Genomic DNA, 14,589 nt, shown 5'->3' on the forward strand with positions numbered 1-14,589 from the left:
TGAGGAAGGGAGGTACCCTATATTTATTTGCTTGAGAAAGAAGGGCCCGAACTATTAAAGCACGCGCCCGCTCTCGCTAAGCATGCACCCGAACCACCAAATCAAGATCCCATTCTCGCGAAGTTCCCAACTCTAAACAAAATAGACAGGGAAAGCCACCACAGCTTTCCTGTTCCATTCATTAAGGAGTCCAAGCATCATGCAATATTCCCACAAGCTTCCATTCCTCATTATATTTTTCAAATATAAGTGTTAACTGCATCCCACTTAGGTCATTACCTTCCACCGTTTCGAAGAAGGAATACTGTACCATATGAGCATTAGGGAAGATACCTCGGACATTCTCGGTAAAGAACTCTGGTTCTCTAAGAATCTGTTGGTTCACGTAGGTGGCATCCGGGACCTTTTCGGCATATACATAGCTATCAAAGTATTCCGATGGCGTCATCTCTATCGGTAATCCGCTTGCACTATGATCTCCCCACCTATAACTTGTTTCATCTTGTAATAATCCTGGAATATCATCCGCTTGGAAAGTTACTGGTTCGTGTTGGTCAGTCATTGGTGTAGTTGTTAATTGTAAAAATGGTGCAAATAACACTCCTTTTTCAGGGTGAACATATCCTGCAAGTTCACTCATATTTCTATTTGCTAAAAGACTAAATACTTTTTCGGCAGGATCCATCACTCCAGGATATTTGTAATGAAGCTCAAATGCTAGGATATTTGTTTCTTCTTTAGGATAGTTAACTTGACCGTCATGTATAAAACGTAATTCATAGTGTTCCATCATATAGGACATGATTCTTCTATCATTAGTTTCATTCATAAAAGTAGAACTTGGTGCACCTAATATATTTTCAACATCAGCAACAGTCACAATATCCCCTGGGTTTAATTCAAGGCGATAAGCTGTATACATATCTTGTTCGTCAAGTTGTATAAAGATATGATCACCGTAAACATCCGCAGTTCCACCATCTATTTCAAATGACTCAAATTTTTCACCATATTGATTTTCAAATACAGAGGGATCAGCTGGTAACTGAACGGTTAGGATATTGGGTAGTCTACCAATAGCTGCATAGGATAAAAAGTTTTCATCAAGCATATCCTCTAAAAACGGTACCTCAGAAGCCATCCAAGACTCTAAATCATACCCTTCTACTAATGTTGCGCCATGTTGAATGAGCAAATCGCCAATTGGCATAAAATTATATTTTCCGACCATCCATAGAACCGTGACGTCACTAGAAGTTGTTACAGTTGTATTTGGATTTGCTCCAGATTGTAGTAAAAGTTTAACCATTTCCGTTTGATGACCATAAACGGCTTTAACCAGAGCATTATAGTCACGTGCATTGCGATGTTCGATATCTGCGCCATTTTCTAACAGTAATCCAGCAACAGCTGTACTTGTTGTAAGTGTAAGTGGTGTATCCTTATATCCATCTATTGCATCTGGATTTGCACCAAGCTTTAGTAACTCCGAAACAATTGATTCCATGTTTTCTTTGGCTGCTATGAGTAGTGCCCTATCTGGATTTGCTCCATCTCGAACATATGCATATATGTTATCCCAATTACGTTCACTTGGAGCTTTAGCCAATTCACTGTTCATTTGCTCTTGGACATTCTCCGTTTCTTCCGGTTGTTCTTCTGGTTTTTCTTCATCCTCTTCTTTTACAACTAAATACTTATCGTTAAAGAAGGTAGATCGAAATTCATGCCATTTAGAGGAATCAAATTCATACCACTGTTCTTTGATAAGAACAAGATCCGTCTTTGCAAACTCCAGTACCTCAATGAGCTTACCATCTGCGTTATATAGCTCGATTCTATCCCGATATGAGCTAGTCTTTTCAGACTCGGTTAACTCTACTTTACCGACTGTTTCATTAAATAAATCGATGACTTCTTGCTCCTCGGAAGTAAAGGAACGCAGATCACCTGATACTCCATTTATCTTTGCAACATCGCCCTTTACAATTTCAGTAAAGGAAATACTGGTGGTTTGTGGGTTCTGTCCGAGATTTCCATATATCAATATGGCAAATAAGAATGCAGCAGCTAAAGCTGCAAACGTAGTGGCGATGCCTTTAAAACTTCGCTTCTTCTTTGGTGTGGTTCTAGTAGTTCTCGTGTTCATAATGGTTCGTTTAATCTGTAATTCTTTACTTTTACTTATATTAGGTTTTGGCATCATGCGTAAGCGATCATCTAATTGCTCTAGGTGACTTTGTCTCTTCATGAGAGAAACACCTCCTTAATTCTTCATGTAAAGCTATTTTTGCACGATGATGTGTCGACTTTACTTTACTTTCACTCCATTTCAGAATACTTGCCGTTTCTTGGACAGAAAGCTCCTTTAAACCCCGTAGTATGATGACATCTTGATAATTTGGTTTTAGCAGTTGAATACATTGATAAATAGATTTAGTACTTTCATTTAGGTCCAGGATAGTTTCAGGGGATGTATCTGTCTTTGGTTCATTTGTTGTGTCGAATGGAACAGTATCTGCCCATTTCTTTGTTTTCTTCTTTCTTGATTCATCAATGGCTAAGTTGCGCGCAATACTAAATAGCCAAGTTTTTGGTGATGAATTTTCTTTAAAGCCGTTAAAACCTTTTAATGCTTTAATGAAGACTTCCTGCAGTAAGTCTTCTGCGTCGGCAGGCCCGACTCTATATATCAAAAAATGATAAACATCATTACCATACAGGTCAAACCAATCTGCTATAATTTCATTATGCGACACAATACTCACCTCCTGGTTTTCATTAAATTAGACGAAGATTATGTAAATAAATTGCATTTTATTCAGATATTTTAAAAATAGGCGTTGTTAAGGTTGGTTATATTATTTTAAAATGGTACTGTGTGGTCTATATAGGTCCATGCTATTTCAATTTATAAATCATTACTATATAGTAGAAAGAGAACTTGTACATAAGAACAAGGGGGTTCTACCTTGCAAAATAAGAAACATAATGTAAATAAAATCGCAAATCGTGAAGCTTTAATTGGTGTAGGACTAGTCATTATTAATTTCATATGGTGGTATGGTTTTGCCTATGGACTAGGTAGTAAAGACCCAGACGAATACCGCTTAATATTTGGGTTGCCAGACTGGTTCTTTTATAGTTGTGTTTTAGGCTTTATTGTCATGGTGGTCTTAGTGATCATTGTGGTTAAAGCATTCTTTGTTGAAATTCCCTTCGATGATGAAGATGAAGAAGGGGAGGTTGAAAGATGAATTGGGCAGCAATTATTCCATTATTTATTTTCTTAATTATAATCTTTTTAGTTGGGTTATACGCTAGTAAATTTGTGCAATCCTCTAAATCATTTTTGGATGAATACTTTTTAGGTGATCGTAGTCTTGGTGGATTTGTGTTAGCCATGACAATGACTGCTACATATGGGAGTGCGAGTAGTTTTATTGGTGGACCAGGGACTGCATATACACAAGGACTTGGATGGGTGCTTCTTGCCATGTCGCAGGTTGCTACAGGTTATTTTGTCCTAATGGTGTTAGGGAAGAAGTTTGCCATAGTTACACGAAGATACAAAGCAATTACGATGGTAGATTTCTTAAAAGAACGTTACAAATCGCCAGTTGTTGTCATCCTTTCTGCAATAAGTATAATCGTTTTCTTATTTTCCGCAATGGCAGCACAGTGGATTGGTGGAGCGAGACTTATTGAATCCCTAACAGGAATGTCCTATACAACAGCATTATTCATTTTTGCTGTATCTGTATTAGTCTATGTAACTATTGGCGGTTTCCGTGCTGTTGCGTTGACAGATGCAGTACAAGGAACGATGATGTTTGTTGGTACATTAATCTTACTAATTGCGACTATCATTGCTGGCGGTGGTATATCGAATATCATTGCTGATTTACATGCAGAAAATCCGAACCTTATTTCACCATTTGGTGCAGAGGGAACATTAACTCCTACCTATGTTTCCTCATTCTGGATTCTAGTTGGAGTAGGGGTTGTTGCCTTACCACAAATTGCCGTACGTGCTATGTCCTATAAAAATGCGAAGTCTATGCACCGAGCATTAATTATTGGGACTATTGTAGTTGGGTTTATCATGTTAAATATGCATTTAATTGGAGTATTTGCTAGACCGATTTTACCGGGAATTGAAATCGGTGATAAAGTTATGCCGTTAATTGCGTTAGAAACGATGCCTGCTTGGTTAGCTGGTATTGTACTGGCAGCACCTATGGCGGCGATTATGTCTACAGTGGATTCCTTGTTAATTTTAGTGAGCTCGACAATTATTAAGGATGTTTATATAAACTATATTAAACCAGATGCATCTCATACGACTGTTAAAAGGATGAGTATTGGTGTTACAGGTGTTTTAGGGGTTATTATTTTTATCATGGCACTTAATCCGCCTGACTTAATTATTTGGTTAAATCTTTTTGCCTTTGGGGGGCTGGAAGCTGCTTTTATTTGGCCGGTAGTTCTTGGATTATACTGGAGAAATGGAAACAAATACGGTGCAATTGCATCGATCATAGTAGGAGTTGGATTATATACCTTATCTGACTTATTACCAAAACTATTATCAATCGATTCCACAACTATGGATGCTTTCTTTAAACCATTTGGGATGCATGCAGTAGTTGTACCTGTAGTTGCCTCATTTTTTGCATATGTCCTTGTTAGCCTATTGACGAAAAAAACTATTCCTAATGAACTAAATCCAACATTTTAACGAAATGCGCTCATTCATGGGCGCTTTTCGTATATTCATATTGATTAAGGGGAGGAAAGTATGACAAGAGTTATTCTATTTGACGGTGTATGTAACTTCTGCAATTCAAGTGTCCAATTTATTATCAAAAGAGATCCTAAAGGAATATACCAGTTCACTTCACTTCAGAGTGATGTTGGGCAAAAGTTATTAAAGGATCATGAAGTACCAGTTGAGTTAGATAGTTTCATTTATATAGAGAATGAAAAGGTATACTTTAAATCAACCGCAGCATTAAAGGTATGTAGAAACCTTAAAGGGGTATGGAAGCTTTTATATATGTTTATTATTGTACCTCGACCACTTCGAGATGTTGTGTATGGGATATTTGCACGCAATAGATACAGGTGGTTTGGCAAAAGGGATGCTTGCATGATCCCATCCCCAGAGCAACGTAAAAGATTCTTGGATTAAGCATTTCAGACTTTAGACGGAGTTCATCTCATTCATGAGTATGTTGTAAGAAGAAGCGGAACTTAATAAACTAAAATAAAGTAATGCGGATGGGAGAGGTATGGATGGGTCTAATGAAAAGCTTATTTGGAGTCTCGAGAAACACGGTAAAACATGAGAAGTCTTTTGATATACAAAAAGTAAATGATTTAATTATATCCGTTGATATTGCAGATGTAGAGGTAATTGTTCATGATCTACCTAAAGTTGATATTAAGTTTGTATCCTATGAAGGTGGTCCAGGATTAGAAATAACGGAAACAGACAATGACTTAACCATTATTTCTAAAAAGGAACGTAAAGGTCCAACTTTTATCTTTGGGGATATACCAAAATGCTATCTAAAAATATTTGTTCCTGTAGATCTTGCTAACAATTGGGACGTTACGACTACTTCTGGCGTAATTAATGCGTCTAATCTAGTAGCTACATCATTTCGAATGAATGCAACATCCGGAAAAATTAACATGTCAAACTTAACTTCTGAAAAGATGAATGTAACAACAACATCTGGAAAAATAATTCTTAAAGAATTAAAGATGGGTAAATTAAAGTTCTACGCTAACTCTGGTGTTTTGGATATTCATTCTGCTTATGGTGATATTAGTGGTCAAGTTGGATCCGGAAGTGTGCTATTATCGGGGGTTAAAGGTGAAGAATTAGAGGTGAAAGCCGGCTCAGGGAAAGTTGTATTAAAAGAAGTTTATATGAAAAGTGCCACAGTGAGAGCAAATTCGGGTAAAGTGGAAGCTGAGAATTTTTGGGCGAAAACAACCATTGCAAATGTTGGTTCAGGAAAAATAAATATAAGAGATTTTCGTGGGTCCATTAAAGGGAATGCAAACTCAGGGAATATCAATATTTCAGTTTCTGAGAATTCAGGCGTAGACTTGAAAGCAGGAAGTGGCAATATACATGTGGAGTTTCAGGAGTTTGAATTAAACACTATTTTTGATATTAAAACAGGCTCAGGTGGTATTATAACCAATCTGCCCATGCGTGTTGAAGAAAGGGAAAAACATTATCTACTTGGAAAGGCTGGAGATGGTGATAATTTAATCCGTCTTCGCACGGGATCAGGAAGAGTCGTTTTGCATACAGCTAGATCCTCATTAATTAAGCAGGGGAAAGGTAATAAAATAATCGGTTAAATTTCAGACGGAAGGGAAGGAAAAGTTCTCTTCTGTTTTTTTCGCGCTGCATAATGTCATCATCATGTTTTTGAGAAGCAATAATTAGAGAAAACATGGTGAAAGGAGCTCTCATCACGTTTTGTAGAAGAAATACCAGAAAAAAAACACGATGATAGGGTTCTCATCACATTTTGTATAAGAATACCAGAAAAAACACGATGACAAGGTCTCTCAACGCGTTTTCTATATAAAATTACAAAAGTAACAGGATGACAAGATATCTCATCATCCCAAGATGCTAAATTAACCTTAAAGCTTCTCTTTATAAAACTTTTGAAAATAAACTAGTGATTCTGGATTACTCAACGAACCTTTATTTGCTACTTTCTCTAAAGGCTGTCCCATTAAAATCTTTTTAACTGGAATCTCAAGTTTCTTTCCGTTTAATGTCTTTGGAAGATCTGAAACTTGTATAACTTCTGTTGGTACATGTCTTGGTGAGCATTGTGTTCTAATTTGTTGCTTAACCGCTACAATAATGTCATCCGTTAATTCTTGGTCATCCTTCATCAATACAAACAGTGGTACAAATGAATCACCATTCTCAAGTGGAATATCAACTATTAAACTATCAGCAATTTCTTTAACTTGATCAACTGCTCGATAGATTTCACTCGTACCAATCCGAATTCCACCACGATTAATCGTCGCATCAGATCGACCATAGATGACACAGGTTCCGCGATCTGTGATTTTGATGTAGTCCCCGTGTCGCCATATACCGGGATACATATCAAAGTAACTATCGCGCATTCGGCTACCACCCTCATCATTCCAGAAGAAAATGGGCATTGCTGGGAATGGCTCGGTAATAACTAGTTCTCCAACTTCATTCATATGTGCATGACCATCCTCATCAAAGCTCTCAATCTTGACGCCTAGACCTCGACACTGCAACTCTCCAGCATATACAGGCAAGATTGGAACACCTAGGATAAATGCAGTACAAACATCGGTTCCACCACTAATGGATGCGATAGAAAGATCCTCTTTCACATGGTCATAACACCAACTGAATCCCTCTGGAGGAAGTGGTGAACCTGTTGAACTGATAGTTTGTAAGTGGCTCAAGTCGAATTCTTCACCTGGTGAAAAATCATCCTTCATACATGATGTTATATAACTTGCAGATGTACCGAAAACAGTCATTTTTGTATCTTGGGCAAACTTCCAAAGCATTCTTTTATCCGGAAAAACAGGATTACCATCATAAAGAATAATACTGCTACCAGTAAGTAATCCACCAACTAAATAATTCCACATCATCCAACCGGTTGTTGTAAACCAGAAAAAGCGGTCATCTTCATGCAAGTCTGTATGAAAGGTTAGTGCTTTCAGATGTTCAACTAACATACCACCTTGACTATGGACAATCGGTTTTGGTTTTCCAGTGGTTCCTGAAGAAAACAATATCCATAATGGGTCAATAAAATCGACAGGTACGAATGTTAATTCTTCATTTGTATGATTTACAACATCTTCCCATAAACGCACTGATTTAAGGTTATGGAATTGTTCATCTGGATTTAGGTACGGGATAGCAATCGTTGCTTCCAAAGAAGCTAACTCGGACTGAATTTCTTTCACGACTTCCGTTCGATTGAACTCCTTACCACCGTAACGATATCCGTCAACAGTTATCATCACTTTTGGCTCAATTTGTTTAAAGCGGTCAATGACACTTTGCATTCCGAAATCGGGGGAAGCGCTAGACCAAATAGCACCTAAGCTAGCTGTTGCAAATAAAGCAACGATAGATTCATAAATATTTGGGATATATGCAACAACTCGGTCTCCTTTAGTGACACCTAGGCTTTTTAAAGTTTTTTGCAGTGCTGCAGTATCTAGATAGAGTTTTTCCCATGTTACCTCTTGATTGGCCGTTCGGATTTCTGATGTATGAATAATAGCAGTTTTGTCTTTTTTGTAGTTGCGGAAAACATGCTCTACGTAATTAATCTGTGCCCCATCAAACCATTTAGCTCCGGGCATTGTATGGGAAGAGAGTACATTTTGGTAGGGTGTAGGTGATTGAATATCAAAGTACTCCCAAATAGTTTCCCAAAAGTGCTCAATATTTTTTACGGACCATTCCCATAGTGATGAATAGTCTTTAAAGGAAAGTCCCTTTTTATCTTCAAGCCAGTTCATATATGTTAGGATATTTGAATGGTTAAAACGATCTTGATTTGGCGTCCAAAGTAAGGTGCCTTCTTCTATAGGTTTCATGAAACTCCTCCCCATAAATTCATCATCATTAATTGTATTATATGAAAACGGTTTCTATGTGTAAAGAATGGACAAGTACGTAGAAACATAGAAAAACCCATTACTACGAATAATGGGTACGATTATCGGTTACTTTCCGCAAGTTTATTAGCAAAGGTTTTGACATAAGGTGGTAAATCAGGTGGGCGACGGCTAGAGATAATATGTCCGTCAACAACAACAGGTTCATCATACCATGCTGCGCCAGCGTTTGTCATGTCGTCTTTGATACCAGGTGTACTTGTTACCTTTTTGCCCTGTAGGATTCTCGCTGAAATTAGCACCCAACCAGCATGACAAATTTGCCCAATTGGCTTTTTGGCCGCATCCATGTCTTTTATCATTTGTATTACTTCAGGATAGCGTCTTAATTTATCAGGAGCCCACCCACCTGGAACAAGAATGGCATCATATTCTTCACTATTAATTTCGGAGAATGCGTAATCTGATTCTGCTGGAACACCATATTTACCATTATATATTTTGTTGGCTTCATTTCCTACGAGGTGTACAGTTGCTCCTTCTTCTTGCAAACGTAATATAGGATACCAAAGCTCTAGGTCTTCGAAGTCATGCTCAACAAGAGCGATAATCTTTTTATCTTGTAATCTCAAAAATAACACCTCCATACATAATTGTACCAGAAAAAGTACGTTAACAGGTTCATTATGACGTTAAAATAAAAAACCACAGATATCTGTGGCTTATATAGGACGTTCTCCAAACTTAATAAATGTATTTTCATCCTCAACAAGTCCACAAGAACCACATTGGATTCGATATTTTGGACCATTATATAAGGTATGAAATGGCTCTACCTGGCTATTTTCATATTCATTCATGATATCTCCGGTTTGCGGATCTAACTTTACCGGTTTTGCGACTTGCTCAATGATGTTGAAGCGTGAACGGTTTGTCTTGCAATTTGGGCAACGGTATTTTTGCGCCATTCTTACACACCTCCATTAATAGTATGAAACCAATGGTGGTTTTTATACTATAGGGTGGTTCTGCTTTAAAATAGGCGTTTAAGCTTATTAAGAATACCGTCTTTCTTCTCTTCTTCTTGTGATTGTTCTTGCTCAACTTCTTCTTCATAGAAAATATTCTCTGTATCAATCGCATGGTCATAGGCAAGTACAGCCCCAATATCAGTTTCGACTTCTTCGTTAGTAACCACTGTATAAGGAATATGATGTTTGGTTGCTAATTCCTTCTCTGCTTTGAGAAACCTAGAGGCAATTTTACCATTGAAGAGTAGTTTTGCGTCTTTATGTTGTTTCATATTATCTTCAAGTTTTTGTAAGCCCTTATCAGTCATTACTTGACCAATTGTTAAGGCAATGACAATACGTTCCCGAAGTGTTCCAAGAAAATAATCTCGTTCCTTTTGCTTCGGTAATCGGGTTCCATATATACCTTCTGTAAGATAATCTTCTACACTCTTCTTACTCATTTTTTGGATACCTCGCTTTATCCATTTATTATTACCTATTGTAAAGGAGATACGCTTCTAGGTGCAAAAAAAAGGATTATTTAAAGAATTAGGGAAATATAAGAAGGTGTCGGTAAGTATGAACTTCATATAAGTATAGGTGGCCACTAGGGCCACCTATACAATTATTGATTTCTAATGCGTCTTTCTGCAGCTTTAGCTCTTTCTTGAGCTACTTTATCATCGTGGTCTGCAAATTCTTCGGAATACTCTACATCAATTCCATCGGATAGTTGATTCTTAGGGGTCTGAGCAAAAAAGTTTTTACCAGTTGCTCTATTATGGTCACCACGTCCCATAACTCTCACCTCTTTCTGGAGTATTCAATCATTAGTATGAGCTAGACGGCAAAATAAAAACGAGTAATCAAAAGGAAATTTTTCCTTAAGATTACTCGCATTTTTATTTTATGATATATGGTTCTCTAGAGTCCACTGGCTGTTCAGGTTCTGTTTCTAATTGGTAAGGTACAACGCCTGTTTCATTTCCATAACGGTATTGACTCGGATCAACAGGTGTCCAATCTTCGTTTGGAGTATAAAAACGTAATAAATCTCCATTTAACAGTTTATCTGAAAGCTCAAGTTCACGAAGAACCTCTTCCTTCATTTTAAGCATTTCTTCTGTAGGTTTTATTTCTTCACCAGTTTTATTATCATAGAAAGTCCCAGACACTGCACTATATTCTGGAGTGATGAAATCACCATTTCGGAATGGAACAAATTCTTTATGATGATCAGAGAATAAGTCTGTTCCAAAAAGGATATAATCTTGTGCATCAATTCCTAATAAGTGTAGTATAGTAGGCGCTACATCAATCAGTCCGCCATACGTATGGACTGTCCCCATGCCTTCAACTCCAGGAATCTTAAATAATAATGGAACTCGTTGTAATTGTGCGTTTTTAAATGGTGTAATTTCCTCACCGATTATTTCTCCCATGGCACGATTATGGTTTTTAGAAATACCATAGTGATCACCATAAAGAAATATTACAGAATCCTCATATTGACCGGATTCTTTTAAGTCATTGAAAAATTGTTCTAAAGCTTCATCTAGATATCGTGCTGTTTGGAAATACGTGTCAACAGACTTATCACCAGTTTCAGCTGGATCAATAGTTGCTAATTCTTCTGGCACAATATAAGGATGGTGGTGTGTTAAAGTCATCATATGAGCATAAAATGGTTTGTCTAAAGACTCGAGCATTGGTATGGATTCCTCGAAGAAAGGTTTATCCAATAGCCCATAGTTAATGACATTTTCTTCACTCATATCATAATAACTTGCATCAAAATACACATCAATACCAAACTGCTTGTAAATCTCATCTCTGTTCCAAAATGATTTATAATCACCATGGAAGTTAGCAGAGGTATACCCTTGTTGCTGATTAATTATAGCTGGTAGCGATTGGTACGTGTTTGTTCCTCTTGTAACAAATGCGGACCCTTGAGGTAACCCATATACAGAGTTATCCGTAATAAGCTCGGCATCAGCAGTTTTACCCTGCTCTGTTTGGTGAAAGATATTATCAAAATACGTAAAGTCTTGTTCAGGATCATTCACTAATGAGTTTAGGAAAGGTGTAACCTCTTCTCCATGTAACTCATAGTTAATTAAAAATGTTTGGAATGACTCTAAGTGAATCTTAATAATGTTTTTACCTTCTGCTACTCCGAATAATTCTGGATTCGGTTCTGCATATTTATTTTTTGTATAGTTTTCAACTTCTGTAATATCATCACTATCCGCTAATACACGTTGTGATGATGATTTAATATTTTGTACAGCATCATAAAGTGTAAAGTTATAAATTCCTAAATACTTCACAATATAATTACGATCAAATGTCCTTTTTAGTAGCTCTGGTCGGTCAGCCTCAGCTAAACCTAGATTTATTGAAAATGCAATAAGACCAATAATGAGTACTAAAATAGGCTTTTTACGGCTTATTCTTTCTGTTGACCAACCTTTTTTTAGCCATATAAATAAGGCAATAAGGATTACAACATCAAGCGCATAAACTATGTCTGTCCAATTCATAAGACTAGCAATACTACTTCCAAGACTTCCAAAGTTGTCTGTTTGGGTTAATGTAGGAAGTGTGATGTAGTCATTATTGAAACGGTAGTATACGACATTTGCATATAGTAGAAAACTCATTAAAGCATCAATGATAATTATCCATATTCCTGCACGTCTTCCTTTTGCAAATAATGCAAATCCTAGGAATACTAAGGCAGAGCTTAATGGATTAAAGAAAAGTAAAAATCCTTGCACTCCATTTTTTATATCTAAATTAAATTCATTTACGTAAATCAAATACGATTTTAACCAGAGTAACATTACAGCTACAAAAAAGAAGGACATCTTTGATGTGAAGACTTTTTTCATCATATTCACCCCATCTTTTTAACTCTTTCGTCATGATACTTTCTGTAGGAAAGTCGTCAAGATATGATTTTAACGCAAATGACTCTATGAATCAAGTGAATTACCATTTTTTTCTATTGGGAAAGTTTGGGCGTGTTGCTTATTTTGCCCTATTTACATAAGTCTATGTGTATTCAATTAACTAGAAAGCTATGATAGAATATTATGTGCTTGTCCTCATAGAAAGGAACATTAAAATGAAACTACAACGTAGAATACTTATGAAAGAATATTTACTAGTTATTTTTGGTGCTACATTAGTCGCGTTATCTTATAACGTATTTTTACTACCGTCAAAACTTGCCGCAGGAGGCATCTCGGGAGTAAGTACGGTTTTATATGAATTATTCGGGTTCAGTCCCGCTGCAACCCAACTTGTTATTAATATCCCTATATTTTTTATTGGCTGGTTAGTATTAGGGAAAAACTTTGGCGGAAAAACATTAGTCGGAACATTTTGGGTACCGTTTATGATTGGTCTAACTTCTAATATACCTATTACGGTTACCAATCCCTTTTTAGGGGGGCTTTACGGTGGAATTGTTTTAGGGGTTGGACTTGGAATCGTTTATACTGGGAAAGGTTCTACTGGGGGAACTGCATCCATTGCACAGATATTGAAGAAGTATACAGGTAAATCTAGTGGATACACACAATTAATTGTAGATGGTGTAGTTGTTATATCTTCTATCTTTGTATTTAGCTTTGAACTAACCCTTTTTGCACTTATGGCTATTTATATTTCTAGTAAAACAATTGATTTCGTTCAACTTAGAACTTCTGCTTCTAAGCTAATTGTAATCATTACTGAAGATGAACAGAAAGTACAAGAGCTAATCCGAACTGGGATTGACCGGGGTTTAACAAAGGTAAGGTCAGTTGGGGGGTATTCTAATAAGGATAAAACACTTATCTTTTGTGTTGCCGATCAGCAAGAGGCAGTAAAACTTAAAGGAATGCTTCAACAAGAAATTCCAGAGTCCTTTGTAATTTTCCTGAATGCATCAGAAATTTTGGGGCGAGGTTTCACATTGGATAAGTATTATGGACAGAAACTATAAAAAAGTGGATATTTCATAAGGGGTTATTTTCTTATGAGATATCCGCTTTTTAGTTATTTTCTATCTCCGCCTAATAGGTCAAACAATCCTCCTGCAATACTGCCTTCACCTTTAGAACCTCCTCTTTGAGGAGCAGCAGCAAATATACGACTAGCGAGTCTTGAAAATGGAAGGGACTGAATCCATACTGTTCCTGGCCCTCTAAGTGTTGCAAAAAATAGTCCTTCTCCACCAAATAGTGCCGTTTTTACACCGCCAACAAATTCTATGTTGTATTCGACACTACCTGTCATCGCAACCAAACAACCAGTATCAACCCGTAGTGTTTCACCGGCTTGAAGCTCTCTTCGATGGATTGTGCCTCCAGCGTGGACAAATGCCATCCCATTTCCTTCTAATTTTTGCATGATAAAGCCTTCACCACCAAAGAAGCCAGTTCCAATCTTACGTTGAAATTCAATTCCTACTGAAACCCCCTTGGCAGCAGCAAGAAAAGCATCCTTTTGACAAATCAACTTACCATTAATTTGACTTAAGTCCATGGGAATTATTTTTCCTGGATATGGGGATGCAAAGGAAACGTGTTTTTTACCTGTACCAACGTTAGTAAAGGTGGTCATAAATAAACTTTCACCCGTCAGAACACGCTTTCCTGCTCCAAGCAATTTTCCCATAAGTCCACTCTGACTCCCCTTTGATCCATCCCCGAAGATGGTTTCCATTTGAACTTGGTCATCCATCATCATTAAACTACCGGCCTCAGCTATAACAGTTTCTTGAGGGTCCAACTCAACCTCTACAAATTGCATGTCATCACCATACAATTTGTAATCAATTTCATGATTGTTCATGGATTTCATCCTTTCAAATTTCAAGATACCTATTCTACGAAATTTAAGAAGC

At 37.0% G+C, this 14,589-nt stretch carries 14 protein-coding genes; 5 read left to right on the top strand and 9 right to left on the bottom strand.

Features of this window, described 5'->3' with window-relative positions; translation table 11 throughout:
- Positions 1 to 181: 181 nt before the first annotated feature.
- A complete protein-coding gene (locus TY11_RS01680) occupies positions 182 to 2,251 on the bottom strand; it encodes an ankyrin repeat domain-containing protein (RefSeq protein WP_042142235.1) in 2,070 nt (689 codons plus the stop codon).
- A complete protein-coding gene (locus TY11_RS01685; protein WP_042142238.1) occupies positions 2,217 to 2,759 on the bottom strand; it encodes an RNA polymerase sigma factor in 543 nt (180 codons plus the stop codon). Before TY11_RS01685 ends, TY11_RS01680 begins: the two co-directional genes overlap by 35 nt.
- 213 nt (positions 2,760 to 2,972) lie before the next feature.
- Between TY11_RS01685 and TY11_RS01690 the strand changes: the two genes are divergently transcribed.
- The 4 genes from TY11_RS01690 to TY11_RS01705 all read left to right on the top strand — a co-directional run bounded on the left by TY11_RS01690 (position 2,973) and on the right by TY11_RS01705 (position 6,384).
- Positions 2,973 to 3,257, top strand: coding sequence for a YhdT family protein (locus TY11_RS01690; RefSeq protein WP_042142240.1), 285 nt, complete (start codon positions 2,973 to 2,975; stop codon positions 3,255 to 3,257).
- The gene (gene panF / locus TY11_RS01695; RefSeq protein ID WP_042142242.1) at positions 3,254 to 4,741 is read left to right on the top strand and encodes a sodium/pantothenate symporter; all 1,488 of its coding nucleotides are present in this window, start codon (positions 3,254 to 3,256) and stop codon (positions 4,739 to 4,741) included. Before TY11_RS01690 ends, panF begins: the two co-directional genes overlap by 4 nt.
- Positions 4,742 to 4,801: 60 nt before the next feature.
- Positions 4,802 to 5,194: a thiol-disulfide oxidoreductase DCC family protein gene (locus tag TY11_RS01700; RefSeq protein WP_042142244.1), complete on the top strand. Its 393-nt coding sequence runs from the start codon at positions 4,802 to 4,804 to the stop codon at positions 5,192 to 5,194.
- Positions 5,195 to 5,298: 104 nt separating this feature from the next.
- The gene (locus tag TY11_RS01705) at positions 5,299 to 6,384 is read left to right on the top strand and encodes a DUF4097 family beta strand repeat-containing protein (protein WP_042142246.1); all 1,086 of its coding nucleotides are present in this window, start codon (positions 5,299 to 5,301) and stop codon (positions 6,382 to 6,384) included.
- A gap of 291 nt (positions 6,385 to 6,675) precedes the next feature.
- Here TY11_RS01705 and TY11_RS01710 read toward each other — a convergent pair whose 3' ends face one another.
- The 6 genes from TY11_RS01710 to ltaS form a co-directional block, all read right to left on the bottom strand.
- Entirely contained in the window at positions 6,676 to 8,655 is a 1,980-nt protein-coding gene (locus TY11_RS01710) for an acetoacetate--CoA ligase (protein ID WP_081755792.1), read from the bottom strand.
- A gap of 122 nt (positions 8,656 to 8,777) precedes the next feature.
- Positions 8,778 to 9,308 carry a type 1 glutamine amidotransferase domain-containing protein gene (locus TY11_RS01715; protein WP_042142250.1) on the bottom strand — a complete coding sequence of 177 codons (531 nt, stop codon included), beginning with the start codon at positions 9,306 to 9,308 and terminating at the stop codon, positions 8,778 to 8,780.
- A 90-nt stretch (positions 9,309 to 9,398) separates the two neighbouring features.
- Positions 9,399 to 9,644 carry a hypothetical protein gene (locus TY11_RS01720; RefSeq protein ID WP_042142252.1) on the bottom strand — a complete coding sequence of 82 codons (246 nt, stop codon included), beginning with the start codon at positions 9,642 to 9,644 and terminating at the stop codon, positions 9,399 to 9,401.
- Between the two features lie 65 nt (positions 9,645 to 9,709).
- Entirely contained in the window at positions 9,710 to 10,150 is a 441-nt protein-coding gene (locus TY11_RS01725; protein WP_042142254.1) for a YueI family protein, read from the bottom strand.
- Positions 10,151 to 10,314: 164 nt separating this feature from the next.
- Entirely contained in the window at positions 10,315 to 10,488 is a 174-nt protein-coding gene (locus TY11_RS20000; protein WP_081755793.1) for a YfhD family protein, read from the bottom strand.
- A 103-nt stretch (positions 10,489 to 10,591) separates the two neighbouring features.
- On the bottom strand, positions 10,592 to 12,586 hold the full coding sequence (ltaS, locus tag TY11_RS01730) for a lipoteichoic acid synthase (RefSeq protein WP_042142256.1): 1,995 nt from the start codon (positions 12,584 to 12,586) through the stop codon (positions 10,592 to 10,594).
- A 236-nt stretch (positions 12,587 to 12,822) separates the two neighbouring features.
- On the opposite strand from ltaS, the gene TY11_RS01735 reads away from it, so the two are divergent.
- Positions 12,823 to 13,686: a YitT family protein gene (locus TY11_RS01735; protein ID WP_042142259.1), complete on the top strand. Its 864-nt coding sequence runs from the start codon at positions 12,823 to 12,825 to the stop codon at positions 13,684 to 13,686.
- Positions 13,687 to 13,739: 53 nt separating this feature from the next.
- Here the strand turns inward: TY11_RS01735 and TY11_RS01740 are convergent, their stop codons facing one another.
- Entirely contained in the window at positions 13,740 to 14,537 is a 798-nt protein-coding gene (locus TY11_RS01740; RefSeq protein ID WP_042142261.1) for a TIGR00266 family protein, read from the bottom strand.
- Between the last annotated feature and the right edge of the window lie 52 nt (positions 14,538 to 14,589).

The sequence above is a fragment of the Paucisalibacillus algeriensis genome, assembly GCF_000577245.1.
Taxonomy (GTDB): domain Bacteria; phylum Bacillota; class Bacilli; order Bacillales; family Amphibacillaceae; genus Ornithinibacillus.

Excerpts from the sequence above, each read along its gene's own strand:
- TY11_RS01680 (WP_042142235.1), bottom strand. The coding sequence starts at position 2,251 with ATGAAGAGACAAAGTCACCTAGAGCAATTAGATGATCGCTTACGCATG.
- panF (WP_042142242.1), top strand. The coding sequence starts at position 3,254 with ATGAATTGGGCAGCAATTATTCCATTATTTATTTTCTTAATTATAATC.
- TY11_RS01700 (WP_042142244.1), top strand. The coding sequence starts at position 4,802 with ATGACAAGAGTTATTCTATTTGACGGTGTATGTAACTTCTGCAATTCA.
- TY11_RS01705 (WP_042142246.1), top strand. The coding sequence starts at position 5,299 with ATGGGTCTAATGAAAAGCTTATTTGGAGTCTCGAGAAACACGGTAAAA.
- TY11_RS01710 (WP_081755792.1), bottom strand. The coding sequence starts at position 8,655 with ATGAAACCTATAGAAGAAGGCACCTTACTTTGGACGCCAAATCAAGAT.
- TY11_RS01720 (WP_042142252.1), bottom strand. The coding sequence starts at position 9,644 with ATGGCGCAAAAATACCGTTGCCCAAATTGCAAGACAAACCGTTCACGC.
- TY11_RS01725 (WP_042142254.1), bottom strand. The coding sequence starts at position 10,150 with ATGAGTAAGAAGAGTGTAGAAGATTATCTTACAGAAGGTATATATGGA.
- TY11_RS20000 (WP_081755793.1), bottom strand. The coding sequence starts at position 10,488 with ATGGGACGTGGTGACCATAATAGAGCAACTGGTAAAAACTTTTTTGCT.
- ltaS (WP_042142256.1), bottom strand. The coding sequence starts at position 12,586 with ATGAAAAAAGTCTTCACATCAAAGATGTCCTTCTTTTTTGTAGCTGTA.
- TY11_RS01735 (WP_042142259.1), top strand. The coding sequence starts at position 12,823 with ATGAAACTACAACGTAGAATACTTATGAAAGAATATTTACTAGTTATT.
- TY11_RS01740 (WP_042142261.1), bottom strand. The coding sequence starts at position 14,537 with ATGAACAATCATGAAATTGATTACAAATTGTATGGTGATGACATGCAA.